At 61.4% G+C, this 26374-nt stretch carries 20 protein-coding genes and 1 pseudogene; 8 read left to right on the top strand and 13 right to left on the bottom strand.

Annotation, left to right across the window (positions count from 1 at the left end):
- Window positions 1-127: 127 nt before the first annotated feature.
- The 6 genes from KTC28_RS18920 to KTC28_RS18895 all read right to left on the bottom strand — a co-directional run bounded on the left by KTC28_RS18920 (window position 128) and on the right by KTC28_RS18895 (window position 12328).
- On the bottom strand, window positions 128-1492 hold the full coding sequence (locus tag KTC28_RS18920) for a GGDEF domain-containing protein (protein ID WP_216711067.1): 1365 nt from the start codon (window positions 1490-1492) through the stop codon (window positions 128-130).
- 597 nt (window positions 1493-2089) lie between these two features.
- The gene (locus tag KTC28_RS18915; protein ID WP_216711068.1) at window positions 2090-5026 is read right to left on the bottom strand and encodes an ankyrin repeat domain-containing protein; all 2937 of its coding nucleotides are present in this window, start codon (window positions 5024-5026) and stop codon (window positions 2090-2092) included.
- A gap of 726 nt (window positions 5027-5752) precedes the next feature.
- Window positions 5753-8722, bottom strand: coding sequence for a Tn3 family transposase (locus tag KTC28_RS18910; RefSeq protein WP_216711069.1), 2970 nt, complete (start codon window positions 8720-8722; stop codon window positions 5753-5755).
- A gap of 14 nt (window positions 8723-8736) precedes the next feature.
- The gene (locus KTC28_RS18905; RefSeq protein ID WP_216711078.1) at window positions 8737-9336 is read right to left on the bottom strand and encodes a recombinase family protein; all 600 of its coding nucleotides are present in this window, start codon (window positions 9334-9336) and stop codon (window positions 8737-8739) included.
- Between the two features lie 260 nt (window positions 9337-9596).
- Window positions 9597-10361, bottom strand: coding sequence for a substrate-binding domain-containing protein (locus tag KTC28_RS18900; protein ID WP_216711070.1), 765 nt, complete (start codon window positions 10359-10361; stop codon window positions 9597-9599).
- A gap of 65 nt (window positions 10362-10426) precedes the next feature.
- Window positions 10427-12328 carry a TonB-dependent receptor gene (locus KTC28_RS18895; RefSeq protein ID WP_255602629.1) on the bottom strand — a complete coding sequence of 634 codons (1902 nt, stop codon included), beginning with the start codon at window positions 12326-12328 and terminating at the stop codon, window positions 10427-10429.
- A gap of 326 nt (window positions 12329-12654) precedes the next feature.
- Between KTC28_RS18895 and KTC28_RS18890 the strand changes: the two genes are divergently transcribed.
- The 3 genes from KTC28_RS18890 to KTC28_RS18880 all read left to right on the top strand — a co-directional run bounded on the left by KTC28_RS18890 (window position 12655) and on the right by KTC28_RS18880 (window position 15809).
- Window positions 12655-13044, top strand: coding sequence for a winged helix-turn-helix domain-containing protein (locus KTC28_RS18890; protein ID WP_216711072.1), 390 nt, complete (start codon window positions 12655-12657; stop codon window positions 13042-13044).
- 280 nt (window positions 13045-13324) lie between these two features.
- Window positions 13325-14416, top strand: a complete 1092-nt coding sequence (locus KTC28_RS18885) for a tyrosine-type recombinase/integrase (protein WP_216711073.1) — start codon at window positions 13325-13327, stop codon at window positions 14414-14416.
- A 313-nt stretch (window positions 14417-14729) separates the two neighbouring features.
- Window positions 14730-15809 (top strand): IS630 family transposase, encoded by a 1080-nt coding sequence (locus KTC28_RS18880; protein WP_216711703.1) that lies wholly within the window; start codon window positions 14730-14732, stop codon window positions 15807-15809.
- On the opposite strand, the gene KTC28_RS18875 is transcribed toward KTC28_RS18880, so the two are convergent.
- Entirely contained in the window at window positions 15806-16273 is a 468-nt protein-coding gene (locus KTC28_RS18875; protein WP_216711699.1) for a Ros/MucR family transcriptional regulator, read from the bottom strand. The genes KTC28_RS18880 and KTC28_RS18875 overlap by 4 nt on opposite strands.
- Before the next feature lie 625 nt (window positions 16274-16898).
- On the opposite strand from KTC28_RS18875, the pseudogene KTC28_RS22965 reads away from it, so the two are divergent.
- From KTC28_RS22965 to KTC28_RS18855, 5 genes and pseudogenes are all read left to right on the top strand, one after another.
- Window positions 16899-17086 (top strand): annotated as a pseudogene (locus KTC28_RS22965) (hypothetical protein); the annotation flags it as partial.
- 85 nt (window positions 17087-17171) lie between these two features.
- Window positions 17172-17546 carry a hypothetical protein gene (locus KTC28_RS18870; RefSeq protein WP_223132349.1) on the top strand — a complete coding sequence of 125 codons (375 nt, stop codon included), beginning with the start codon at window positions 17172-17174 and terminating at the stop codon, window positions 17544-17546.
- Complete coding sequence (locus KTC28_RS18865; RefSeq protein ID WP_223132348.1) at window positions 17543-17755, top strand: hypothetical protein; 213 nt, start codon at window positions 17543-17545, stop codon at window positions 17753-17755. Before KTC28_RS18870 ends, KTC28_RS18865 begins: the two co-directional genes overlap by 4 nt.
- Before the next feature lie 142 nt (window positions 17756-17897).
- On the top strand, window positions 17898-18365 hold the full coding sequence (locus KTC28_RS18860; protein ID WP_216710596.1) for a hypothetical protein: 468 nt from the start codon (window positions 17898-17900) through the stop codon (window positions 18363-18365).
- 72 nt (window positions 18366-18437) lie between these two features.
- Window positions 18438-18923, top strand: a complete 486-nt coding sequence (locus KTC28_RS18855) for a CinA family protein (RefSeq protein ID WP_439650132.1) — start codon at window positions 18438-18440, stop codon at window positions 18921-18923.
- 186 nt (window positions 18924-19109) lie between these two features.
- On the opposite strand, the gene KTC28_RS18850 is transcribed toward KTC28_RS18855, so the two are convergent.
- The 6 genes from KTC28_RS18850 to KTC28_RS18825 form a co-directional block, all read right to left on the bottom strand.
- The gene (locus KTC28_RS18850) at window positions 19110-19721 is read right to left on the bottom strand and encodes a PEPxxWA-CTERM sorting domain-containing protein (RefSeq protein ID WP_223132347.1); all 612 of its coding nucleotides are present in this window, start codon (window positions 19719-19721) and stop codon (window positions 19110-19112) included.
- A 300-nt stretch (window positions 19722-20021) separates the two neighbouring features.
- Window positions 20022-20522: a Ros/MucR family transcriptional regulator gene (locus KTC28_RS18845; RefSeq protein WP_216710598.1), complete on the bottom strand. Its 501-nt coding sequence runs from the start codon at window positions 20520-20522 to the stop codon at window positions 20022-20024.
- 1294 nt (window positions 20523-21816) lie between these two features.
- The gene (locus tag KTC28_RS18840) at window positions 21817-22542 is read right to left on the bottom strand and encodes a PEPxxWA-CTERM sorting domain-containing protein (protein WP_216710599.1); all 726 of its coding nucleotides are present in this window, start codon (window positions 22540-22542) and stop codon (window positions 21817-21819) included.
- Between the two features lie 249 nt (window positions 22543-22791).
- Window positions 22792-22932 (bottom strand): hypothetical protein, encoded by a 141-nt coding sequence (locus KTC28_RS18835; protein ID WP_216710600.1) that lies wholly within the window; start codon window positions 22930-22932, stop codon window positions 22792-22794.
- A gap of 421 nt (window positions 22933-23353) precedes the next feature.
- Entirely contained in the window at window positions 23354-25180 is a 1827-nt protein-coding gene (locus KTC28_RS18830) for an ATP-binding protein (RefSeq protein ID WP_216710601.1), read from the bottom strand.
- Window positions 25173-26366, bottom strand: a complete 1194-nt coding sequence (locus tag KTC28_RS18825) for a hypothetical protein (protein ID WP_216710602.1) — start codon at window positions 26364-26366, stop codon at window positions 25173-25175. Before KTC28_RS18825 ends, KTC28_RS18830 begins: the two co-directional genes overlap by 8 nt.
- Between the last annotated feature and the right edge of the window lie 8 nt (window positions 26367-26374).

Below are 26374 nucleotides of genomic sequence, written 5' to 3'. Positions count from 1 at the left end.
AAGGCGCCGCTTCGCCGAAAAAGATGACGACGCCGTCGGCATTTTACGGTGCCAAATTACCCCGTCTGACGACTGTAAGCCTGTCCTAGTTGGGTTTGAAAGAGCGCCTTCAAAGACTGAAGTATGGCTACGGCCCGGCTTGGCGGCAGCCGTTGTGGTCGCTGTTGCGCCGCCAAGGGCGTAGGGCGTGCTTATTCTCGTAGAGTTCCGCATCGGCAAGGCCCATCAGCGCGCTTGCCGCCATTCCCGGCTGTGCCGTGGAGAGACCGATCGCTGCCCCGATCTGCAGCCGACGCGGACCCACGACAAGCGGCCGCGCGAGCCGTTCGGTAAATGCAGCTGCCAGGAGATTGGCAGCGGTGCCCGATGGGCTGATTAGCGCGAATTCGTCGCCGCCAAGCCGCGCGACAAAGTCACCAGGGCCGGCGGCATCTGTCAGTTCGGCCCCCACGGCAACGAGCAAGTCGTCGCCGACGAGATGTCCGTACTCGTCGTTGACCGCTTTGAAGCCGTTGAGATCGATCATCCCGATGACGGGCAGCTCGCCGCGCGCGAGCCGGCGGTCGAGTTCGGTGCGGAACGCGAAGCGATTGGCGAGGCCCGTTAGCGAATCACTGTTCGCAAGCAGTTTTAGCGCGCGGGTGGCAGCGAGGCTCCCCCGCGCGGCGACCGCCAGCATGACCAGCGCGGCGAGGAGCAGCGTCGCGTGGACAGGGCCCCACCGCGCTATAGCGGCGCGCCCCGGCTCGCGCGGACGCCAGAAGAAGACGATCGGCGACCCGTTGTCTACCGCGATGGTGACGGCATTGGCGACATCGCTTGCCCGGGCATCCTTAGCTATGCCGGGGCGCAAAACGCGGAATTCTTCGACGCCGAGGCTCGGCAGGATCCGGGGCACGATCTGCCGCACGACGGGAGCGAGGATCGCGAGGCGGCGCAACGGCACGGAGGCGGGCGCAACGTCGCCGCCGGTGGGCGCGGCATTCGCCACGGCGATTGCCAGAACTTCGCCGCGCTCGTCGCGCCGGAGTGTGGTGAGGCTCGCCGGTCGCTGGGTCGGCAGCCGTGCGGCGACCGGAGCGATCATCCGGGCCGCCGCCGCCAGCGACGGACCTGTCCACGGCCGGCCGAACCGCGTGCCGGCAAAGGCGGTGCCGTCGGGGTTAAGAACTACCGTGCCGTGATAACCGAGCGAGGCGGGGCTGGTGAAGGGAAAGAAGCTGTAGGTCGACGCCGGCGTCCCCCGCGGGTCTGACAGGGTCTCGGCAACCGGCGCGGTCGCGACGTTCATCTCGACCCCGGCATCCAGGTTCGCCAACGCTGCCGAGAAGCCACGGGTTACCGCCTCTCGCGCCCGCGATGCGTCGCTGACGTCGGCCTCGTGCGCAATGACGACCATGCCGCCGCCCGCAAAGATAACGAGGAGTACGAACAGCGCGGCAAACGGCGCGATCGGCCGTAAAGCAGCGAGAGAACCGACGATCGAGCGCACAGGCGTGGCCTCCAGGCCTCCCAAAAGGAGCGATAGGCTGAATCACCTTAAGGAAGTGATACGCCGCTGCCCAGACGCGTCGCCGCTCGGCCCAAGAGGCGAGCACCGGCGACCCAAGTTGCGCGATGGCGACATGGCCGCCCTCTGTCACGCCGCCAGCATCCGCTTGCCCGAAATCGACCGTGATCCATCGCGGGCGTTGCCTGCCGGCAGCCCGGAAGACAAGCGTAGCGAATCTGACATGGAAGACCGCCGAGATGTACGCCGACGGCGCGGCCGAGATGCTCTTTGGCGAGGCAATCGCGACAAGGTCTTTATCGTCCGGCATGGCCAATCTGTAGATAGGCGCCGAAGCGGAACCCCGCCGGATTAGGGAGAGCTAATTATAGCGGTACATTTTTTCTCTCGCGGAGGGGTCCCGATCGGCACCGATCGGGACCCTGTTGATAGCGGATCTCGGCACGACTTCACAGGGTTACGCAGTGGATCAGAGGGGTCTCGCTTAGGCGCCAATTTACAGCTGTGCTCGCCAAGGGCGTGAATTCCTGTTCTGATTGGCTGACGAGGGCGCTTCGTCGCGGTCAGATTTCTGGTTACCTACCAAACCGGTCTGTCGGTCGTCGTCAATAAGGACGCAGGCATGGGCCGAGTTCCGCGGATCACCCAAGGCAGGTTTAGCGCCTCGTTGATCGGGACCCAGGCATCCTCTCCTTGCGCGTTCCGGCGGCGAATATGCATGTCGCGGGCCGGCATATAATGGCCGTTATCCCAGCGTTCCCAGAGTTTGCGGGCAGGTCGATAGCTGCTGGCAACTTCGGCGCGTGCCAGCACCGAATTGAGATACGTGCGTTTGCGGCGTGATGGCTGCCAGAGGTGATCGGGCAGCCCTTCCAGCGTTTCCATCAAGCTATCGGCAAAAAAGCCGCGAAAATAGCGATAGCTTGGATGGTCGCGATCGACCATCGTACTCCCCTGAATCTTGAGACTCGCCAGCATCAGGCTCAGCAGCCAGTATTCGGCCTGATGGCGTTCGAGCTTGACCAGCCGGCCCGCGGTCTGAACATCGAGCGCGGTCGGAGCCAGAAGGTCGAATAGCGGGCCAAGACTATGCTCTGCGAAAGCGGGCTCCGCCACCGCCCGGCACAACGCCACCATCCAGGCGGTGTGGCCATACTCGTCGATGGCGGCAAGGTCGGCACCACGCTGAACCAGTGCCTCGGCAAGCGCCAGATTGCCGGCCCGCGCGGCCATCATCAACGGCGTCGCACCACAAGGAACGCGGTGATCGACACCGTAGAGGTCGAACTCGGCGAGAACCGGCTTGAACGCGCGTTCCGCATAAGGGCGCAGCAGCCGACCGCTTTGCGCCTTCATCGCCCTGGCGACCGGGTTTTCGTGGTCGCGGCCATCAAAATAAGGCAGGAGACCGACCTGATTTTCGACGAAACCGTTGATGGCAATTGCCGCGGCGGCATCAAATTTCGTCTGGTTGGCCAAATCCTCGATGAATTTCGGCTGGCTGTGCCACAGGCCGTAATCCATGAACGCCCTTTTGAGCTTGGCCGAGGGGTCTTTCGCGTTAAGTGCGCGGGGCTCCAGATCGCGGATAGCGGCCTCCGACCATGGTTGCCATGGCGTTGGCTTGGCCTTGAGAAAGGTCTCACGGATCGAGCGGGCCTGTTCCTGCTTACCCTGCAATTCCAATTTGCGCGCTTCGAGCGCCCATTCCTGCTTGGTCGAGGTCTGGGTTGCGCCACTCAGTCCGCCGGCGTCCTCCTTGAGGCTGAGCAGTGACAGCAACGGATGGCGCATATCCGATTCCGCCAGAATCAATGTCTCGACCGCGCGGGTCATCGCGACATAGAGCGCGTTGACGTAGAATTTGTAGATTTCCAGCGACTTGTCGGTCTTGTCGCGCGCCCGGCGATATTCCAGATCCTCGTTGGCGAGATCGGCCGGACCTACGTCCCGGCAAATTTCGGCATAATCGGCCCTCGCGCCCGAGATCACATTGAACAGGATGACATGCGGGTATTCGAGGCCCTTGACCTCGTGGACCGAAAATATGAGCGGCGTGCGAAACCGCTCTCGCGCCGCCGGCTTGTCTTCGTCGCGCAGCACGATCACGGCATGATGTACGGACGCCCGAGACCGCGCATCGAGATCGCGCAGGGTCGAGTCCGTTCCCGCCAGCAATTGTACCGAACCGACCTCGCCCGAGGCGCACTCGACCAGGAAACTGCTCTCCCGGTCGATCGAACCGAAGCGGGCCTGCTTGATGCGCAGTAGCCGATTGGCGATATCGGTCACCGACTGCGTGTTGCGGAAATTGGCCCGCAGGACCGCGATCTGCCCCGATCCGACCTCTTCGCCGGCAGCACCCTGCCAAAACAAGGCGCGCACCGCCGCCCACGAAAAGAAATTGGGGTGCACAATCTGATGGGCGTCGCCGCATAACAGGAAGTTTTTTGGATTTTTCAGAGTTGCAAGGATCAATGCGAGTTGGGCGTTGGTAAAGTCCTGGACCTCGTCGATTACCACGAAATCATACGTCGGCTCGGCCAGCGACCGCCACGCATGCGCGACGAGATTGAGATCATAATGCCCACTCTGGTTCAGCCACGTCACATAACGGCCAAATAGCCCATGGATCGCTGCCCGCGCCGCGCCGGCGAGGAAGAGCGACTGGCGGACGCCGAGCGCCTGATAGTCGTCGAGGCTGAGAGACGCGTCTGGCCGGGCACCGAGCACGCCGCGAAACTCTTCGAACACGGCGAAGGCGTCGGTTCCGTGCACGTCGCCGCGCAAAGCGGCGCGGTGGCGATGGAACCAAGCCTCAAAATCGGTGAAGCGGACTTCGGTGCCGATCGGCACCCTGATGGTCTCGAGGAACTCGCGGTAGCTCAGGAATTCCACCTCTTGGCACTCATTGTGATAATCATGTGCGCCGTAGAGTCCGCGCGCCGACTGGGCGAGATAGGCCGATTGAGTGACATAGAGCACCCGCCCGCCGGCTTCGCGCAACTTGGTGAGCGTGACCGCGGTCTTGCCGGACCCCGCTGGCCCCAGCAGCACCATCGGCACCGGCCGCAGCCGCACCGCTTCCTGGACGTCATCGAACATAATTGGCTTGTCGAGGAGGACAAACTGATCTCGGGTAGGATGGAGCCAGGTCAGCCGGCCGGGATGCGCACCTGGCGGGGTCGCATCGGGCGCCAACAGGTCGGCGGCGGTGACATCGGCCACCTGTTCAATCTTGTCGGGATCGACCCGTGCGCCGCGCAGGAACCGCGACCGGTCATAGGCATGATTGTCGATAATCTCGAGGAACAGACAGACGGTCTCGCCGCCGTGGCGCACGAACTGCATGAGCAATCGCGTCTTGTCGTCGAGCTTTGCCCGCCAGTAAGGCGTCGGTGCCAGCTTCTTGATCGCGGCGGCCCGAAAATCATTACCTATGATCGCCGACCGGACCCTGCCGATGGCCTTTTGCGATCGGTGGAGGCCGAGACCCTGATAGGTGAGGACGCGCATCGGGTTTGTTTATCAACGATGATGCAGGAAAGGCCATACCGACTGCGGCGGTTGCCCGGTTCCAGAGGAGCTAAGGGCGAGAAAGCTATTTGTCGCCAGCCATCGAGTTCGTCAGATAGGGATGAGGTAGCCACGTCGAGCAGGTCGAACCCGGCGCGCCGACCGAAGATACCGGTGCAACAATTGCACAGCTGATTCGTGTTTGGGTGATTGAGGCCATCGCTGTAGATAGGCGTCGAAGCGGGACCCTACCCAATTTGAGGCAAGTGATTGTAGTCGTAGACTTTTCTTTATGCAGAGGGGGTCCCAATCGGCGCCGATCGGGCCCCCCCGCCGATGGCGATAACTGGTGCGGCATTAAAGGGTTACGCCTTGAAACCGGGAGGTCCTTCTTCGACGCTTATTGACAGGCGACGACCGGGATTCTCAGACCATCCGGTTTTAGCGCCATCATAAAGGGTTATTAAGTGAGGCAGAGGGGTCCCGCTTCGACGTCTGTTGACAGTCCGCGACGGGGGCGGTGGCCGGCCTCGGATCCGCAACTTGGCGAATGGCAGGTATGCCGCTTTGCTCGCCGGAAAGCGGCCGGACCGCTTTCAGCCCCGGTGCCGCCCCGGTGGGGGGCGATTGATGGCGTGGGTAGGCACGAGTCCACTTTGGCTTGAAGAGAACAAAAAACCAACGTTCAGCGTTATTGCGTCATTCGATCAATGGCATAAAGATACGCTAAGGCGACAGGAAGGTCTTTGGATTGAACCGATTGGCTCGCAGCGGACGGTAGCGTTCGAGGGGTTGGTCAATTTCGTTCCAGAGATAGTCGCCGGTTAGCGCAATATGGCTCCAGGGGAGCGGCGCGACCTGGGTAAGAAGGGCATCCGGAATAGTCACGCCCTGGTCGGCGACGAAGCGGACGGCGCGGCTGAGATAGACGGTGTTCCACAGGATGATGGCGTTGACCACGAGGTTGAGGCCGGAGGCGCGATACGCCATCGTTTCGGCGATCCGGTTGCGGAGTTCGCCGAGCTGATGGAGGAACACGGCGCGAGCGAGCGCATGGCGGCTTTCGCCCTTGTTGAGGATGGCATGCGAGCGGCGGCGTAACTTGGGATCGAGCAGCCAGTCGCAGATGAAGATCGATCGTTCGATCCGGCCGATTTCGCGCAGCGCGAGCGACAGGCCGTTTTGCCGCGGGGTGGCGGCGATCTTCTTGAGGATCACCGAAGGGGGCACGAGGCCGGACCCGATTGAAGCACTGAGGCGCAGGACCTCGTCCCATTGCGGCTCGATACGGCGCATGTCGATCGTGCCGCCGATCAGCGGAGCCAACGGCGCGTAGGCCGGGTCGGGAGTGATCACGAACAGCCGCCGCGAGCCGAGATTGCGGATGCGCGGGATCAGCCGATAGCCGAACAGGTGGAACATCGCGAACACCGTCTCGGTTGCACCGGCGGTGTCGATTGCGTGCTCGTGAATCTCGACCGAACTCTCGTTGTGGAGGAGCCCGTCGAGGACATACGGCGCTTCGTTTTCCGACGCTTGGATCAGGCGCGAAAAGAACGAGGCGAAGCGGTTGGAGAGGAAGCCGTAAAGCGACGCGCCGGGCCGCTTGCCGTACTTGGCGTTATAGTCGAGGGTCGCCTCGCCGCGCCCGCCCGCGGGAAAGAACTGGCCGTCAGACGACGATACGTGACCGTCACCCCAGATCGCGGCGAACGGGTGGGCCTGCTGCGCGTCGACCAGCACGGCCGTCGCCGCGGCGTAAGTATCGGGGCGCAGATGGCGGTCGACCATCAGCATCATCTGATGAATGGTGACGCCGCGCGAACTTTCCGCCATGCGCTCGGTTCCCGAGTTGGTCGCGTCGGCGAGGATGGCGGCCATTAGCGCGGCTTCGTCGCCCGCCGTCTCGCCAGTCCGGTAATGGGTGAAGCTGTCGAGGAAGCCGGTCCAGCGATTGACCTCGGCCAGCAGACTGGTGACCCGCACCCGCGGAACGATGGTGTAGAGGCGGCGGCTGAGGGCGACGATGCGTTCCCGGTCGTCCTCGCCGATCGGGCTGATCGACAATCGCTTCTCGGTCAGGGTCGCGTCAGGGATCTCGTTCGCGGCGGCGGCCGCGGCCAGCGCCTTCAGTTTCGCGTCAAGGGTCGCGGTCCGCTCGTCCCGCCATGCCGCGAAGCTGTCGGGCACGCCGAGCCCGAGGCGCTGCTCGGCGCGCATTACCTCGAACGTTGGCCGTGGCAGCAAATAATCCTCGAAGCTCCGCCACGCGCGGCTGCCCTCGACCCAGATATCGCCGGCGCGCAGCCGGTCGCGCAGGTGGACGAGGACGGCAACTTCCCAGGCGCGGATGTCGATGACGCCGTTTCCGCCGCGAACACGCCGGCGCCAGTTCCGCGTCAGGAACGTCAATGGCAACTGCTCTGGCAGCCGGCGGCCGTCATAGTGCGCCTGCAGCAGCGCGATCGAAGCCAGTATCTGATCGCTCGGCCGGAACGACTGGAAGCGAAAGGCGGCGAACACGATCCGGGCGGCGGAGCGGAGCGACTTGTGCCGATCAACGAGATCGTCGAACTCGTCATGCCGGTCAGGATTGACGAGGGCTGATGCGGTCCCGACGCTGGCGGCAAGACCGTCCCACCCCAGCGTGCCGGCAATCGCGGCAGCAAGATCGCCTCCGGCGGCACGCGCCGTCATCAGGGCCTCCCCGAGCTGCACATGATTGATCGCGACCCCGGCGAGGACTTTCGCCTCCGCAAGGAGGCGCTCCCTGCGGCCAATCTCCGCCTTGCGCCGGGCGCTGCCAAGCAACTTGCCGAAAAGGTCGATCGCCAGATCGGTCAGTGCCGCTTGGCGTTCAATGACGAACGCGGTCAGCGTCGCCGAGCGGCGTTCGGGGGCGAAGCGCAGCAGCTCGCGGGCATGGAGGATACGTGCTTCGCGGGCGATGACACCGTAGCGATTGGCATGGATCATCTTCCGCCGATCGTCCGCGATGTCGATCCGGCGCAACACTTCGAGGCGTGCAATCACGCTCCTGAGGCTCTTCAGCCTGGCACCCTCGGGGGCATCGGCGATCCACCCGAGCATCGTGCGATCACCGGTCCGCTCGCTCAGCAGGGCGTCGAGGCCGGCGAGGTGCCCCGGATCGAGTCCGCCGATGAGGTGGCGATAGGATTGTCGCCGCGCCATTGCCCGGCCCGAGAGCGCGAGCCGTTCGACCAGGCGCGCGCCCGGCACGACAATCCGCGCGGCCTTCAAGGCGTCGATTACCGCGAGCGCGATCGGTTCGCCCTTCTCCGTGGCGACCGCACCGCCAGCGGCGGCGCGAATGCACATCCGGTAAACGCTTTCGCGCATTGGCCGCAGGTCCAGCTGCGCCATGATCTCGGCGACATGCTCGCGTCGGGTCTCGTCGCGGCGGCCGTAGAGATCGAAAACCACCGGATCGATGCCCAGCTGATCGGCCACCGTCTCGAGGACGGCCGCCGGAACAGCTTCGCCGGCGCGGAGTGGCCGCCCGAGATCGCGGATGAGGGCGAGCTGCACAGCGAACCCCAGACGATTATGCGAGCGACGCCGATGCCGGGCGAACGCAATGTCATCGCGGGTGAGAGCGTAGCGGGAAATCGCGTCGTCGTGCGCCTCCGGCGGTTCGAGCAGGAGCGTCAGCGCGGCGGCGTCAAGAAATGCCATGCTTCGCGGCTCTATCAGGCCGAAGCTTTAGCCAGCGCTCCTGCTCCGGCCCACCCAGTCCGCTTCAGCATGTCGATCAGGGTCGAGCGGGGCACTTTGAAGCTGCGGCAGACCGAAGCCTTGCTGGCTCCGCCGTCGAGGGCGGCGATGATCTGGTCGGTCCGTTCCGCGTCGATCGACGGCGGCCGCCCACCTTTGCGACCGCGGCGGCGTGCGGCGGCCAATCCGGCATTGACCCGCTCGGTGATCAGCGCGCGTTCGTATTCGGCAAGCGTACCGAACAGATTGAACAGGAATGTGCCGTGCACGCTGGTCGTGTCGATCGCCTCGGTCAGTGAGCGAAAGGCGACGCCGCGCTGCTTTAGTTGTTCGACAATCTTGAGCAGGTGCGACAGCGACCGGCCGAGCCGGTCGAGTTTCCAGACGACTAGGACGTCTCCGGCACGCAGGTCATCGACACAGGCTTTTAGCCCAGGACGATCGTCGCGCGCACCGGAGGCGCGGTCCTGATGGAGATGGCGCTCATCGACGCCCGCGCCCAGCAGCGCGTCGCGCTGCAGATCGACCGACTGTCGCTCGTCACTGGTCGATACCCGCATGTAACCGACCAGCATGTGCGGCAAACCTCAAACCAAGCGTTGTCGCGCATCCTAGCGATCCGACAGGATTTGTCGTTGATAAAAACAGCATTCTCGCGAGCCTGCGAACGGCTTGGGCGGGCCCGACGGCAATCATCTGTTTGCCGACATCTCACAGAGCAGTCGCTCCCGCCCAAACCGATCATCAGGACATTCACGAGGATGTTTGCGCTTCCATCGCCGCCTACAATCTATTGCTATGAGCGCGTCACATCATTCGTCTTCAAACGAAATTCTCACGGTGCCGACGAATTTGCGGCGACCGGAATGAAACCATACGGCACCATCATAGCCTGGACGACCGGGCTCATAAGATAGAGCGCCAGTCGATCGGCTGCTTCACGCCGTGCGCCATCGCGCGCGGTGGTCAGCACCGTCATCCCATAGTTCACACGAATCGCAAGATCTGGCGGAAGCTCGACCCGATCGACGCTCATGTCGGGCGTCATTTCGTGCGAGCTGCAATAGCCGATCGACACGTTGATGTGGTGCTCGACCATGAACTCTTTCGCCGTGCTCGGACCGCGGGGCTTGGCCGACTCGATACGACCGCCGACGAGTTGTTGCGCCTTGGCTTTGAGTATTGCAGTAGCGCCCGGCCGTACCGTTCCAGCCTTGTCGAACAGTTCCCATGCGTAGTCACCGCCAGGGTCTGCTTTGGGTGTCGACGTGCCGATTGCGGTGCCGAGATCGAGCAGCTTGTCGAGCAGATTGGCGCTGGTCAGGCCGACTGCGGGCAAGGCCGACACGCAGATGCGGTTACGCGCGAAGACAACCGTCGCGGTCGATTTGCCCTCGGCCGTCAATTTCTGCGGATGTTTCATGTTCGCCGAGATGAAGAGATCGACCCTGTCGCCATCCTCGATCTTTCCGAGCAGCAGCCCAGCGGGACCTGTGTGCAGATCGACCCGGTTCCCGGTTTCGGCGGTGTAGCGTCTCAGCATCGCACCGAGCGCGCCGGTCATGCTACCCGCCGAATAGACGACCAGGGGGGCTGACATAGGCTGACCATGCCCGGCACTTCCAAGGAAGCAAGCGGCTGCCAGCATGAAGAAAAAGGAGCGTTTCACAGGCCTACCTCAATCGAGGCACGGAATGTCCGCGGCGCATCGATCGTGCCGGTGCCGCTGTCCGTGCTGTTATAGCCGTTCTGGCCAGTCGGCGCGATGTTCGCCCAATAGCGTTGATCGCCGATATTATCGACCGCCAACCGCAGTGCCACCGGCCGCCCCGTCACGTGCATCTGATATCGCGCATCGAGGTCAACCAGCGTGTAGCCGTCGACAAAGTCCGTGTTCGTGTAATTGCCAGGACGGCGACTGGCATGATTGATGTTCGTACTGAGCGTGAGCGCGGGCAGGAATGGCAGGCGATACTCGAGCAAAACGTCGAAAGTCATCTGCGACAGACCGAGGATTTGCTTGTCGGTTGTCGCGACCGCACCGGTGTCGAATAGCTTGGGGTCAATATAGGAGAGCCCGGCATAGACATTGAGCGCGTTCGTCACCCGGCCATTCGCGGAAATCTCGATGCCGCGGTTACGCTGCTGTCCGCGGATCGCGAAGACGTTGTTCGGCCCGACGAATGGATAGGGTCGTCTGATCTGGTAGAGCGCGAGCGCAAGATTCACGCGCGCCACATCAATTTTGTAGCCCGCTTCCCATTCGGTGCTGCGGTAGGGTGCGAGCGCATCGCCCGCGTTGACGGTGCCGGCCGGGGCGGCGTCGCCCTGTTGCAAGCTATTCGCAAAGGTCAAGTAGGCCGTCATATTGGCGAACGGCTTATAGATTAGACTTGCCGTCGGGCTGATGCCGTCGGCGGCATACCGCGACGTCAACACACCGGTCCGGTTGATGTTACTCGCGCGGATCCAGCTCTGACTCGCGGCCACGAGGACAGACAGATGGTCGCTGAAACCGAGTGTATCGCCAAAGCTGATCGATTGCTGGGTCGTTGTCTGGGCGTGAAAGCGGTTATTGAAGTCCGGCAGCACGGGTTGAGCAAATGCGATCGGATTGGCCAGCGTCGCCTTCCCGAGCGTGATCGCGCCGGTCCGGAACGGCGTGTAGCGCTGCCACGTGAAGCCTGTTGTGCCGATGAACAGGTCATTGGTGATCGCACCGACCCTTAGCTTGCCATTGAGCGACGCGCTGTTGCTGAGAACGGTATCCAGGCTGAAGGTCGTGTTGACGGTCGTTGCGGTATACGCTCCGGTTGTGCTGGTAATGGTGTCGGTCGGAACCGTCGAAGCTCGGTCATTGGTCATGTAAAGTACGCCGGCAGTCAAACGCCAGTCGTTGCCGAAATCCTGCAGCAGACGGCCGCTGCCAATGTGCGTGACGTTGTCGTCTCCCGCCCACTTGAGTCCATAACCCTTCATCGTCGGGTCGGGCGGCGACGGAAACGGAATGCCCTTGGCCAGCGCGAAGGTGCCGGGAAAGCCGGTCGCAACATACTGATAGGCGCTGAGGTTGCTTTCGACGAGGGTACCGGGCGTGACGCGTGCGTCGAGGGCGAGGCTCGCCAACTGGCGCTTCAGGTTGCTGTCGCCGACGTAGCCCTCGCCTGCCTGGTTAAGCAGGTTGACCCGCGCGCCGAAGATGCCGTCATTACCGAAGCGGCGGCTGAGATCGGCGCGTTCGATCAACGACCCTTGCGTATTATAGCCGAAAGTCAGCGCGTTAAGCGGCTGCGCGGTCGGGCGCTTGAAGACATAGTTGAATGTTCCCGCCGGGCTTGCTGGCCCATAGAGCGCGCCGGCAAGGCCGTTCAGAACTTCGATCCGCTCGAACTGCTCGATCGCGTAATCGGTCGTCGCGGCGATGTTGAGGCCATCAATGTGCGTGTTCTGCACGACGCCGGCCTGCAAGCCGCGGGACTGCGGCCGAATGTTCTCGCCCTGGACCGAAGGAATGTAGCGGAACAGCTCGCGCACGCTCTGCAATTGCTGGTTTTCGGCCAGGTTCACTGGAACGACGCTGATCGAGTACGGCGTATCGAGAAGAGATTTGGTGCCAAGCGGTCCGACCTCGATGGTCGGAACGCGATATGTATCATCGGCAGACGGCAGGATGCCGTTGACGACGATCTCCGGCGAAACTGTGCCTGCTTCCTGCGCTTGCGCGGCGAACGCCCCCGCCGTCGACCCCAGGAGGACGAAACAAACCCGACCGCAGCTGCGCCTCACGAATCATTTACCCCGCTGCGTGTTCACCGCCTCTATGTCTGATCGAATATAGAGAGGCAACCGGGGCCCGTGCTATTCAGTTAAATTGGACAAGGGAGGTGGAGTCGATGCCGGAAGGCTCGTTGAAGTTAAAAGCTCAAATTATGTGTGGTGGCGAGACGGCCATGGGTCCGGGCAAAGCCGATTTGCTCGGAGCGATCGATCGAGAAGGCTCAATTTCAGCTGCAGGCCGTGCCCTCGGCATGAGCTACCGGCGGTGTTGGCAGCTGGTTGACACAATGAACCGTTGTTGGGCGGAGCGCGTCGTCGAAACAGCGATCGGTGGCGGTCGCGAACGCGGCGCGCGCCTTACGCCACTCGGGCAGCAATTACTTACAGCCTATCGCGGGCTCGAGGCTACCCTTGCGAGTGCCGCCGAACGCGACCTTGGGTGGTTCACGACGGCGCTTCGCGCCGAGTCAATACCGGCAAGTGGACACAGGGTTCTGAATAAATAACGGCCTGAACTTTACCGCGTAGGCGACGGAAATCCTGCCTCGCTGAAGGCGCGCTTCTCTGAGCTCGCAAGTTACTGCATCCGGCCGCTTTTCGAATCGGCCAGCGTTCGCGCGCCTGATCGCGATTAGCGTATCTTTGCCCATTCTCCTTCTAACCCAGATCAGAGAAACAGCGATAGGTGTGCTTACCATATATCAATGACGGTCGTGCCGGGAACCCTGCCATATCCCTTAGCCTACAAGGCTGTAGAGATTCCCTCGGAGCCCCTAATCGGCGTCAATGGCCGCTCCCGCCCTCACGCCCCGCGCCGAACCGGCGTCGCTCGCCGTCATCGTCGACGAAATCACTGCGCTTGCACCCCATCGCCAGCTACTCGACCCGGCACTCGTCGCCGCCGCCGCGCGGGCGTGGTCGGCGAACACCGTGCGCGCGTTCCTGTCGGACCTGCGGCTGTGGGACACGTGGTGCCGACGCTCGCGGGTCCAGACCGGCAGCGCCACCGCCAACACCGTTGCGGCCTATGTCCGTGCGCTGTCGGGGCAGGACCTGGGGAGTGACGCGGTGCGCGCCACCGGCGAGCGTGCCGCCGCCACGATCGGGAGGTACCTCGTCCATATCGGCTGGGCGTACCGTATGGCGGGGCGCGACGATCCAACCGCAGCGCCACTGGTGCGGTTCGAGCATAAGGCAGCGCGCAAGATCCTCGGTGTGCGGCAACGCCAGGCGCGCGCGATCCGGTTCAAGGGCGACGTCACCGACCTCGACGGGCCGTCGGCGGGGGTGTGCCTCGCGACGCTGCTCAAGGCGTGCCGCAAGGACATGCTGGGCGCGCGCGACCAGGCGCTGCTGCTGCTCGCCTATGACACCGGCTGCCGGCGCTCGGAACTGGTGGCGATCGAGGTCGACCACATCGATGGGCCCGATGGCGAGGGGGCGGGGACGCTGTTGATCCCGCGGAGCAAGACAGATCGGGAGGGGGAGGGGGCGCTCGCCTATCTGTCGCCGGCGGCGATGAAGGCGATCAAACGCTGGCGCGAGATGGGGCATATCGACCGCGGCGCGCTGTTTCGTCGGGTCGAAACCTACTTCGACGGTGGTGTTCGCACGGTGGGGGAGGGGGCGCTCCATCCCGGCACGATTGCTGTCATCTACAAGCGGCTGGTCCGCGCGGCGTTCGACAAGAAGTTGCTTGGGAGCATGAGCGAGGCCGAGCTCGAGCGCTGGGTCAAAGCGGTGTCGAGCCATTCGATCCGGGTCGGAGTCGCGCAGGACAATTTTGCGGCAGGGGAGGGGCTGCCGGCAATCATGCAGGCGTATCGCTGGCGCGATGCCAAGACGGTGATGCGCTACGGGGCGAAGTTGGCGGCGTAAAGCGGGGCGAGCGCGCGGCTGGCGAAGCGGTTTTCGGCCGAGTAGTCGCTCTTCTGGACTAACCGCGCCGCCAAACTGTCCTACACACCCGAAATGTCGTTTTTAAGCGGGGGGCGACATGTCCGCGATATTTAATTTTAGACATGTCGAACGGATTTGCTCGCGGCCAATCGAGCACCTGACCCCGCCCATCAGGCGATGTCGGACTCCAACGACGCGATCCTCTTGTGGGATGACGTCGCTAGTGGATTGAACGAGACGGACGAGTCCTGTTGGGGATTCCCGGCGCCGGTCGGACGTGCGACGTTGTTGGATGCGCACTGGTATCAGGATCGAGGTCACGGCCTCAGACAGGGCTCGGCTTGAAGCGATTGTCTCGGCGCGGGGTTCGCCGCAGAAGCATGTCTGGCGTGCACGGATCATTCTGCTCACGGATCAAGGGCTGGGAACGCTCGCGATCATGGCGGCGGCCGGCAAGTCGAAGACCTGCGTGTGGCGCTGGCAGGAACGCTTCATGGCCCAAGGTGTCGATGGTTTGCTGCGCGACAAGACCCGCCCGCCGGGCATCGCTCCGCTCGAGGCGGGGCTCGTCGACAGGATCGTGGCCCTGACCCTTGAACGCCCCGACCATGAAGCGACGCACTGGACGGTCCGTGCGATGGCCAAGGCGGTCGGCATCGCTGCGTCCTCGGTTGTGAAGATCTGGCACGACCATGGCCTGGCACCGCACCGCTGGCGGAGCTTCAAGCTGTCCAACGACAAGGCGTTTGCCGAGAAGCTGCACGACGTGGTCGGCCTCTATGTCTCGCCGCCGGCACACGCGATCGTGCTGTCGGTGGACGAGAAGAGCCAGATCCAGGCGCTCGACCGTACCCAGCCGGGGCTGCCGCTCAAGCGCGGCCGCGGTGCGACCATGACCCACGACTACAAGCGCAACGGGACGACGACCTTGTTCGCGGCGCTGAACGTGCTCGACGGCTCGGTGATCGGGCGCAACATGCAGCGCCATCGGCACCAGGAGTTCATCCGCTTCCTGAACGCCGTCGAGGCCGAGTTGCCCGCCGACAAGGCCGTCCACGTCATCCTCGACAATTACGCCACACACAAACAGCCCAAGGTCCGCGCCTGGCTCGGCCGGCATCCGCGCTGGACGTTCCACTTCGTGCCGACGTCGTGTTCGTGGCTCAACGCCGTAGAGGGCTTCTTTGCCAAGCTGACCCGCCGGCGCCTGAAGAATGGCGTCTTCTGCTCCGTCGTCGACCTCCAGGCCGCCATCAACCGCTTCATCAAGGAGCACAATCAGGAACCGCGTCCCTTCGTCTGGCGCGCCGATCCAAACGAAATCATCGCCGCCGTCAGACGCGGGCACCAAACGTTAGAATCAGTCCACTAGGTGCGGGGAGAGCGGGTTTTCTTTGCGCCGCCGGCCCGCGCGGTAGATGCGCGCTTCGCGATTGAATTCATGCGCCCGAGTCCGATTTTCAAAGCCAAGTTACGACGCTTTTCGGCATAAGCAGGGGCGACCATCGGGTAATCTGCGGGCAGGTTCCACTTGGCGCGGTACGCGTCTGGCGTCATCCCGAAGGCATTCATCAGATGTCGTTTGAGCATCTTCAGCTTTCTGCCGTCCTCAAGACAGACAAGATAGTCGGGCTTGATCGACGCGCGGATTGAAACCGCCGGTGTCTGCTGGACGGGCTGCGGTTCGACCTGCGTTCCGAGGCGAGCAAGCGCTGCATGGACGCTTGCGATCATTACCGGGACGTCAGAAAGCGCAACCGAGTTATTGGCGACGTGAGAGCTGACGATGCTGGCGGTCAAGGGAAGCAGTTCATTTTTCGGATCAAGTGCGATCATACGAAATTCCTTATTTTAGGCCGACTGCTTCTGAGATGTATCATCACACTATCCTTAGATCCACAAGTGTCGAATAGCCAGTTTTATGGTCTTCGACTTCTATCGATCAAGGAGATTGGTAAAGGGAAATATACTTCCTGATTAATTTACAGCGATTGGGAGGCGGACGGTCGGTTCTTGCGGAATTCTGGGGAGAACGCCACGCGGGTTTAGAACGCCGAAGAGCATAGCTACCGTTTGTTTGGCCTCGCTGGTCAACAGCTATGCACCCCACCTTTGACCATTTTCCACTTTAATTGGCTGTACGCGCCATCGAGTCAGGCGGCCCGATAAGTCTTTCCTGATTGGCGGTGAAACTCGTCGCATCGGCTTTGCCAGCGAGCGTCACAATGCCCGCTGAGGGGATCGCTGCGGCCGGCGTGACCTTTGAGTTCGGTTCCGCGGTGCGAGGTCGCTACCTATGCTGAAAGTTTGATGGCACAGCGCGCGACGAGCTCGCCCTGGTGACGCGCCCGCCAGATCGATCGCGCTGGGCTGACGTTCACCGCGGTCGCCGGCTATCATTGTCGCGCGGCCCGGTTCGGGGTCAGCATGTCGAGTGCGATCCGGTGCATGCGCGGGCGCAGCGTGCGGGACACATTTGATCCGGGTCGGAGAGGCGCAGGACAATTTTGCGGCCGGGGGGGGGGGGCTGCCGACAATAATGCATGCGTACAGCTGGCGCGATGCCAAAACGGTGATGCGCTACGAGGCGAAGCTCGCGACGAAAGCGGTGCGAGCGCGCGACTGGCGAAGCGATTTGCGGCCGACTAAGCAGCGCCATCGCGCGACACAATCCTCTTGTGACATCGCCCAGCACTTTTATATATGGCCTATATAGATATCAACCGAGGCAGGCATGGCATCTTCGGCAGCAACGACGAGCCCGACGCGGACGTCGGGTTTCCTGATCAACGTCGATCGCGACGAAAAAAGCCGGTGGAAGCAAGCTGCCGATGCGGCCGGTCTCACCATGGCGGAGTATGTCCGCCGCGCCGTGCGTCAGGCCGACGAGGCGCCAACCGCCGATGAGATTGCAGCGGTCCGCCAGTTGGTGGTCCAGGTGAACGCCGCGGCCGACCGCATCGGAGCACGGCTCGACCGAACGATCGCTCGAGTCGACGATCTTCTCGATCCCGCGCGCGAACAGGCCCGCCGCGACGAGATCACGGCTCGTCTCGAGGCAGCTGGCACCTACCTCGATCTCGATGCGCTCGCAGACACAGTTCTATGACCTGGATGGGTGATCTCCTCGACGCGGTCGGCAAGGTGATCAAGCTCGAGGATCGCGTGACCCGGCTCGACGCGTCGGTCGAGAGTTTGACCGGTAAGGTATCGGACACGCGCGATCGGGTAATCCGGCTCGAAGGTTTGATCGAAGGCGCATTGCGCACCCGGACGACCTCTGCAGAGCGGCAAAGACTGCCCAAACCGGGCCGCTGATCGATCGTCGTCTCTTTCCGGCAGCGAACTGTGTTTACGGGCGCAGCAGTGTCGTTCGTTCAGTTGACGGTATGGTCTTGTGAAGTCTAGCTGTGTTTTGGACACCGGCCTGCACACCGTAGACTGATTGATGGAGATGAGGATGCCTTTGAAGGATTATCTCGGCGTTATCGACAATGCCCTCAAGCATGTGTTCGACCGCAAGGCAGTTGATCCGACGAAGGCACGCCGACCACTGCTCCGCGGTATCGATCGCACACTGGCGCAGTTCAAGACCGGCTCGACTGGAACGCCGACCGGCTGGTACCGCGTCAAAAATGGCGTCGTCGCACTGACAGTGAAAGTCGCCGGCGACACGCTCAACATCAACGGCGAAGCGACCAACCACCTGCCGGCCGAGCATTTCGAGGCATTCCTCGGGAGCATGCGTGCGGCCGTCGAGGCAGGTGAGTTTGACAAGGAGCTGGCCAACAAGGGCCACGGCGACGCCGAGGTACAAATCCCCAAGCGCACACCGGGATCGATCTCGCCCGAAGCCGCGAAGCTGCGCGGGGTCAAGGCAGCGGCCACCCGCAAGGCGAACCGCGAAAAGACGAAACCCGTTACGTAACGAAAGCCAGCGGCCGCTGGGCCGCGGGTTTGCACAGAGCCAGCGTCATCGATAAGCGTATCCACTATGCCCATCGATAAACTGTTCGAGCAGGCGCGCGCGATCGCGGCGATGTTTATCGCGCGGAACCAGACGATCGCTGTCGCCGAGTCTTCGAGCGGTGGACTGATCTCGGCGGCGCTGCTCGCAGTCCCGGGAGCGTCGGCCTATTATCTCGGCGGCGGCGTGATTTACACGCCGCGAGCACGGCATCGCCTTCTCAACCTCACGCGCGAAGATATGTGCGGCCTGCAGTCAGCGAGCGAACCCTATGCCGTGTTGCTCGCCAATACCGTCCGCGAGCGGTTTAGCGCGAGCTGGGGCATTTCGGAAACCGGCGCGGCCGGACCGACCGGAAACCCCTACGGCGATGCCGCCGGCCATTGTTGCTTCGCTGTCGCGGGTGTCACCACCGTGGCGAAGACCCTCGAAACCAGGCGTAGTGACCGGCTCAGGAACATGGTCGCCTTCGCCGGCGCGGCGCTCACATTGCTCGAGCAACGGATGGCGTCGAGCTAATCACGCAAGGAACTCTATAAGCGCGTATCAGCGTCGCCCGATGCGCTGGAGTTTACCAATCGAAGACTCCGGTGAGCCGAAGACGGTGACCCAACGTCACCAACCATAGAGCGGTTTGCGGCCCCACCTGCGGCATGCCTGCGGTCTTCGCCGACATCGGCCGGTCACCGCCTGTAGTCGCGATTCTCAGGCCGCGACGACGACCGAGCTGACCCGGCGACGCATCGCTGCACCAACAACGCCGAAGCCGCCGAGCATCAGCGCCCACGCCGCTGGCTCGGGGACGGTCGTACCAACGTTGGTGAACACGAACTGCTCGTCGCCGTAGTTGAAGTCGCTGCTGCCTTTAGGGAGGTCCTCAAAAGCGACATAGGTGCCAGCCGGGATGCCGTAGTCCCCACCGGCGTACGCAGCCGAGTAGACATGATTGGCCCCGTCGCTGTTCCGCGATTTCTGCGAATAAAATGTATCGCCGGTGGTCTGGATGTTGATCAGGAACGTCAGCGCGTCGCCAGCTGCCACATTACCGAAGCTCAGCGCCGTGCCGAGTGGCGTAGTGTGGTTCTGCAAGCCAGAGATGCCTGTATCGACGCCATTGACGAGCAAACCAAGGGTCTCGTTGTACGATGCTCCCGAACCGGCAAAATACGCTGTCAGGTTGCCGCTCGAGGCGGCGGTAAACGTGTATAGGATCGGGTTCTCGACACCTGGGGTCGGGTAGACCGGAATAACCGCTTGAGCGGCGGTGGCGACGAAGGCGAGCGCGGCACCGGCAACCAGCTTGGCAATCAACGACATGACCAACTCCTCGAGCTGCGGACCAGCTCTGGTTCACGTTTCGAGAAGCAAAAAACATGCCAGTCAGCGGCTCCCTTCGACAACCCTCTGCAATCGTCACACCGTGGTTAATAAGTGTAAAATAATCCGACACTTTTAGAGATCATTTAGCGATCCAGTTACGGACTTGATTGATAATGGTGTCCTTGGCCGGCCGCCGATACGTCCGAAACTTTTGGGTTCCGGACGTATCGAACGCAAGAGCCCAAGTCGCCGGCCCGCGCGTCCAACGCCCAGCGCGTCAGGCAGTGTTCGGAAATCCTAAGCCGGCTGTGCGTCGAACGACGGCGCAAGCTTGGCGCGTGGGGATCGGGGCTTCTTTGCCGGAACGGCCTCGACCGCTGGTGCGGGCGGAGCGGGCGGGGCCTTGCGACCGAGCCCGATCTTTATCGCCAGGCTGCGACGCTGCTCGGCATACGCCGGCGCGACCATCGGATAGTCTGCGGGCAAGTTCCACTTGGCGCGATAGGCGTCCGGCGTCATTCCATAGCTGGTCAGCAGGTGTCGCTTGAGCATCTTGAGCTTTTTGCCGTCCTCGAGACAGACAATGTAGTCGGGCTTGATGGAAGAACGGATCGAAACCACCGGTTCCTGCCGGATCTTCTCCGGCTCGACCTGTGCTCCGAGGCGAGCCAGCGCTGCATAGACGTCGCCGATCAGCCCCGGGACGTCAGAAAGCGCGACAGAATTATTGGCAACGTGCGCGCTGACGATGTCGACCGTCAGGGTCAAAAGTTCGTTATTAGACGCGAGATCGTTCACACCAAGTTCCTTGTTTGAGGCCGGTCGCACGCTTCAGCTTACCGGTAATTCGCACTTAGTCTGCCAGTTGCCACATTACCAGATGCTTAACCAAGATCTTCGATCTTACTTGAAAACTATGTCGAGGCAGTTTTGCCCGAGTGCGCTGGCTACTATCGCTGTAGTGAAAGGTCCCGTGGACCAAGGATGACTCGAGGCTTCGGGTTGGGTCGGTATTCTCACGCCTTGTGAATTGCTGGGAGTGGATTCGTTTGCGTTGACCGACTCGACCGGTTGTCTGTTTGTCCAGCCATGCGGCAACATCCAGCGTCAGACGAAGCTATTCGCAGTCGTGGATCAGCGATGGCGCGTATTGCCCTAGGTCAATATGAGTCGACAACTTGACCGTCGGGATGGCCTTACGCCCAGTTAGCGCCAGGCGCGCTGCAATCGATGAAAGTCCCCTTCGCCTCACGGCAGCGCGAAGAAGGAGCAGCGACGATCGGCGGGCACTTAATGGACCTGCCGCTGCGTTAAGACGACCGAGGCGGCGGGAACTGATTACCCCGCCGCCTCTGAGGATCTGAGAATTACGAGCAGGCTTTACCGTGATCGGCGTGGTCACCGGCGGCCTTTGCAGCGGTCTCGCTCATGTAGGAGCCGACCTTAGTCTTACCGTAATATCGGGTTCCCGGGCAGTGGTAGACCTTGGAGCTGGTATTGACCCAGACCTGTCCATTGCCACCCCCAGCCGCGGTTGTCATCGTAGTTGTCGTCGATCGCGTCATTGGTGCTGCAGACGTGGCGGGAGTCGCAACGGGTGCTGGCGTTGTAGCGGTCGCCCCCTTGCATGCTGTCTTGTTCGCGTTCCCCGCCTTCGTGCAATCATAATGTCGTACCGTGGTGGCGGCGGTCGTCGTGGTTGCAGGTGCCATAGGCGCCGGCGTGACGGCTGGCGCTGCAACCGCTGGGGCTGGCGTGGAAGCCGTCGCAGCCGCATCTTTGCACACGGCTTTATTGGCGTTGCCGGCCTTCGTGCAGTCGTAGTTGCGCGCCGAGGCCGACGCCCCATGCAGGGCTGCGACTGCAATCATAGTCGAGGCTAGATATTTCAGGTATGGCATCACATCATTCCCCATGTTGCCGCGATGTCGAATACGGCAACCGGAGCGTATGGTCCTCGCACGAACAACGTCAATAAGCCCTCAGCATCGAGTGGAATAACAGTGGTTTAAATACCCATCTTGCCGTGGACGAGGTATAAAAACAGGGACGAGAATTTCTCCTCGCCCCCCCACAAACGCGGACATGAGAGTCAGGCGGCGACACCGCGCGCGCGACGGCGGGCGGAAAAACCGACCAAACCGAAGCCCGCGATCATCAGCAGCCAAGCCGAAGGCTCGGGTACTCCGGCTACGACCGAAACGCCGTGAAGCGCGGCGATCGGCGGGAGCCCGTTCGGGGTTCCGACCGAGAGAAACGAAAGCACTTGGCTCGCGCCTCCGGCAGTGAAGGAAAACTTTTCATTGAACCAGCCGCGGAAGCCCTCACTCGGGACCGCAACGACCTCCGTCGCCTGGGTTGCCGAGCCGAAGCCGACAAGCAGTTGCTCGGTGGTCGCACCGGTTCGGTTGCGGAGCTGCGACGCCGCCCACGAGAACGTCACGTCGTATTTCTTGCCGGCAGTCAGTCCGTTGAGGGTCTGGCTTATCTGACCGCGGTAGTCGCTGTCGCCGTCAAGAGCGACGAAGTTGCCGCCATTCGGGCTCAGTGTGCTGAAGTTTGGACGAAAATAGCCTTGCGGATCGCCGAACTGGTTGACGGCATTGGTCGTCGTCTGAGTCCCTCCCACGAAATAGAACTGTAGCTGATTGCCGCCAGCGCCCGTCCATCCGGTGACGCCCTGCCCACCGAAACCAGCACCAAACTGAGTGTTGGACGTGTAGCTCGAAGCCTCAAATCCACCATTGGTGACGAGGTTGACCGCCGCGGCGGGCGCTACCGCAGAAGCGGCAACCAAGAGCGCAACAAGATATTTCATAGTTATCCTCCCATCATTCCCGTCTTTTGAGTTAATTAGTAAGCAAGAATTATGCCAGACTATTAACCTTTTGGAAACATTTGCGTTGGCTATGGGCACCCTCTTTAAAGTGTAAAATTATCCGACACTTTTGGCTCAGGAGCGCCAGTCAATGTGCACCGGCTGCTGCGTCTGCAGCGGCACCGTCCGCCGCGCCCGCGCTAAACCATGTCGCCATCCAGGCAAGCGATCCGCCCACAGCATGGACTTCTACACGCGCTTGCTGAGCCAATGCGAAATGCCCGCGCCGTTTCCAACCACCGCGCCCGCTGGCTGTTGCTGGGCAGCGGCATGATGCTGCACATCGTGGCGAACGGCATGCCAGGCGCGCCGCTCAATTACCTGGATCATGTCGCTCTGGCCTGCGCCGATTTCGACGCGATGATCGCGCAGCTGGACGCGCGTAGGCGGCGCGGGCCAACATGGACAGCCACCGAACCCCGCAGGTCCGCCAGACCATGTTAGCCAGATCTTCGACTACGATCCCGACGGCCAAGTAATCGAGCTTAATAACGCGAGGATCGCACACGTACTGGTTGCGATCACCTTCGGCTGCTCTGCGCCCATATCTCGCCGTTTAGCCTTGCCACGGCCGTTCCCGAAAGCTGTCGTTCGTTCATTTGGCGCAGCTGAACATGACTGGTGGAACCGAAATGGCCGATTACGGACCGGCAAGGAGGCGTTGCAGACGTTTGTTCATCGGCATCGTAGTGGCATTTGGGCGTGCGTACCGCGTGCCCGGCTCGCGCGTGTAAGTTCAATATGTCGACGATCAGCCTGGAGCGAGCGTCTTGCCTCGCCACCTTTCGATGACCTCGTCGAAATTGACCTCACGCCAATCTGCATTCCACTCCTGCAAATAGTTCACACTGCGCGAATGGGGTTCTGGTATTGGCAGCGCGAAACGGCCGACGGTCGGCATCAGTGGTGCGTCACCCACCGTCAGAAATTCTCCTTGGCTCAAATTGGGCAGTAGATCGCCGACACCAGCCGACAGATCGGGAAGGAGCGACTTGATATAGCTCTGATCGAAGGCATTGGTCAGACGCAGCGAAATGAAGTTGCTGCACTGAGAGAAAATTGTCTCAGAAACCTCGGACGGACGCTGGCTCACGACCATCAGCGTCACCCCGTATTTACGCCCCTCCTTCGCGATTCGCTCGATCGACTTGCGCGAGGAGTCATACTGCGCGCCGCCTGAGCGAGGGACATAATTATGCGCCTCCTCACAGACAAGCATAATCGGCACATCGCTGACCTGACCGCCGACATGCCGGCTCTTCGAATAATGAAACCCGAAGTCGAAGATCATGCGTGAGATCAGGCTAACGACGATGCTCAGGACCTCGAAGGGAATACCACTCAGATCAACGATCGAGACGTTCGATTTGGTCAAATAGCCTATGAACTGGCGCACCACGTCGGCGAAGTCGCCGGTCGCCAAAGGCGATTTGTCAGATTTGAGCGGGTTCAACAGGAAGCGGAGACGGGGGTCCGCGAGGCGCGTCCGCAACCTCAGGATAAGTCGATCGAACTCGCCATGAAAGGGACCGTTCGAGGCTTTCGTAGCGGTTGCCGTCGAGGACACCACGAAGCTTTGCAGCGTATCGAAGTAGCAGGAGTCACGATCAGTCACGAGCGTGTTGTTTGAAAGCTTCGGCTTACCCTCATCCGGTAACTTACCAACGACCTCCAAATTCATATTCTCAAGGTATGTCACTACCTCATCAATCGAAAAATAGACAGGGCTGTCGAAAGAGACATTTCCTAGGCCGGAATTATGGCGGCACTTGTTCCGCACCACGGCATGCCGAAATTGAGAAATCTGATTGTGTGAGTTCAGTTCACTGCTCTCGATGAACATCTCCTCGAGTTCTTGGGCGTTCATCAACCAATACGGTAATAAGAGCGTGTCGACGTCGAGCAAGTTCAGTGTGAAGCTTTCGGCATCGTCGAGCTTGAATGCTGCTGCATATTCATCATGAATATCGAAAATAACGATATGCGCGTTTTTCTGCGCGGCTTTGTGGGTATTGCCTTTGGCATCGATCCCCACGACGGTCTGCAGGATCTTGGCAACCGCACACGACTTGCCCGACCCGGTCGATCCGACAATCGCGACATGCTTGCTGAAAAAGCGATCACCGTCGATTTCGAGCTTCACTTCGGGCGCGATGCTCAATGTGCCCAAAGGAAATGGAGACTTGATCTGATGCGAGAAGATACTGCTCAGGATCTCGGGCGGCGTGACATAGGCATACTCGGTCGGGACCGGCAGGGCATGCGAGCCGCGCGTGAATTCGCCGTCGCCCGACAATGTTCCGATCGGCTGCGTGTCGATCTGGAAGCGGAAAGCGACCGATTCGGCGTCTCCTCCACTTTCTGCATCAGTGGCCTGTGAGCGATCCATATGAGAAGCGCGTACTGCGATGATCGTCGCTAACAAATGAAGATTGTTTCCCGAGGCGATCAACAGATACTGGCCGACGCCGAGCTTGGACTTGTGCTGCTCGAAATCGTGCGCGTTCTCGATCTCGATACGGATCATTGATGGAGAGCTGTCGGTCACGCTTCCGATCGGTTCACCCACGTCAAGCATAGTTATTCCTTAGTTGGAGCGCATATTCGAGATCAGAGAGACGCTCGATTTCAAATCGATGGACATCGACGTCGGGATGTACCCAGGGATCGTCAGGCACATTCACGAGAAATAGTTCATCGGGCCGTTTGGGGGGTAGCCCGGTGACCATCTCACGCCTCGCGAGACGAAGCCTGAACTCGAGCGTGGGCTGTGCTCTTTTCCTCCAAGGTTGGCGCAACAATTCCTTGACGCGAAATTCGCTGCCGCCGACAAAACCGTCGGCACAGCGCACGTTGGCATCGTGAAGCCTCGCCTGGAGCGCACCGACGTCATAGTTGCCAACGAACGTGAATAGCGGCGGATTGGTGTGCGTATATTTGAAGCTGTACGCGTCGGCGAACCGCCTAAGAAACCGCACGATCTCATCGTCGAACTTGTCGATTGTGCCTGGGTCGATCACGAAATGGCGCGCTCGGGGATTGAACCCCAGTGATCGTCTAAGGTCCTGGCGCAGGCGTTTGAAGATCTGTTCACGCGTTACAAGCTCGCGGGTCCACCGCGTGAAGGTCACTTTCCGAACGGTGTGAAGGGCGGCTAGAAAGATCGTTGGATCGACGGTCCTGTCGGTGATCGTCGATTGTGTCGCTAGATCCACGATCCGCTGGATCGCGTTGGGGTAGATGATAGCCTCAACATCCTCGGCTGAGAACCCTTTGGCTTTAAGCGATGCCACCACGGCGGCTTGGAGATCATCCGTTGTCTGTCCGAATTCGATGGTCAGTCGTTCACGGAAAAGATCATGATCGACACCGACCGCGATACGCGCGACGATCGCCTTATGCCCTTTGTCGTTGGTAGCGAGCACGATGTCGAGCTCGGCCTTCGACAGCGGCCGCGTCCCCGTCTCGCCAGGGAAGTGGCAGAATAGGCGGTAGTGGATCTCTGGCGTCAGCGCCGTATTTGTCGAAAAATGCTCGAGCATCAGGAGAATCGGCTTGTAGATCTTGCTGAGCGTGAACTTGTCGGCCTGCTCGTGATATTTGCACTGCACTGCCGTAGTTAAACCCGGCGAAACCACGTCGATATCCTCGATCGCGCCTTCGATCGTAATTGTAGTGCCGTCACCTGCGGCCAAGATCTCCGAAAGGTAGCGGAGAAATTGATAGAGATAACCCTTTATCGAATATTCCGCAGTCCGCGCCACTGGCCTCC

The organism is Polymorphobacter megasporae (genome assembly GCF_018982885.2).
GTDB lineage: Bacteria > Pseudomonadota > Alphaproteobacteria > Sphingomonadales > Sphingomonadaceae > Polymorphobacter_B > Polymorphobacter_B megasporae.
This window is presented reverse-complemented; position numbering and strand designations above follow the sequence as displayed.

Coding starts and splice junctions, on each gene's coding strand:
- KTC28_RS18890 (WP_216711072.1), top strand. CDS start 12,655: ATGCCGGAAGGCTCGTTGAAGTTAAAAGCTCAAATTATGTGTGGTGGC.
- KTC28_RS18835 (WP_216710600.1), bottom strand. CDS start 22,932: ATGATCCAGGTAATTGAGCGGCGCGCCTGGCATGCCGTTCGCCACGAT.
- KTC28_RS18875 (WP_216711699.1), bottom strand. CDS start 16,273: ATGATCGCACTTGATCCGAAAAATGAACTGCTTCCCTTGACCGCCAGC.
- KTC28_RS18850 (WP_223132347.1), bottom strand. CDS start 19,721: ATGTCGTTGATTGCCAAGCTGGTTGCCGGTGCCGCGCTCGCCTTCGTC.
- KTC28_RS18915 (WP_216711068.1), bottom strand. CDS start 5,026: ATGCGCGTCCTCACCTATCAGGGTCTCGGCCTCCACCGATCGCAAAAG.
- KTC28_RS18885 (WP_216711073.1), top strand. CDS start 13,325: ATGGCCGCTCCCGCCCTCACGCCCCGCGCCGAACCGGCGTCGCTCGCC.
- KTC28_RS18910 (WP_216711069.1), bottom strand. CDS start 8,722: ATGGCATTTCTTGACGCCGCCGCGCTGACGCTCCTGCTCGAACCGCCG.
- KTC28_RS18905 (WP_216711078.1), bottom strand. CDS start 9,336: ATGCTGGTCGGTTACATGCGGGTATCGACCAGTGACGAGCGACAGTCG.
- KTC28_RS18840 (WP_216710599.1), bottom strand. CDS start 22,542: ATGAAATATCTTGTTGCGCTCTTGGTTGCCGCTTCTGCGGTAGCGCCC.
- KTC28_RS18900 (WP_216711070.1), bottom strand. CDS start 10,361: ATGTCAGCCCCCCTGGTCGTCTATTCGGCGGGTAGCATGACCGGCGCG.
- KTC28_RS18870 (WP_223132349.1), top strand. CDS start 17,172: ATGGCATCTTCGGCAGCAACGACGAGCCCGACGCGGACGTCGGGTTTC.
- KTC28_RS18830 (WP_216710601.1), bottom strand. CDS start 25,180: ATGCTTGACGTGGGTGAACCGATCGGAAGCGTGACCGACAGCTCTCCA.
- KTC28_RS18880 (WP_216711703.1), top strand. CDS start 14,730: ATGCGCACTGGTATCAGGATCGAGGTCACGGCCTCAGACAGGGCTCGG.
- KTC28_RS18865 (WP_223132348.1), top strand. CDS start 17,543: ATGACCTGGATGGGTGATCTCCTCGACGCGGTCGGCAAGGTGATCAAG.
- KTC28_RS18860 (WP_216710596.1), top strand. CDS start 17,898: ATGCCTTTGAAGGATTATCTCGGCGTTATCGACAATGCCCTCAAGCAT.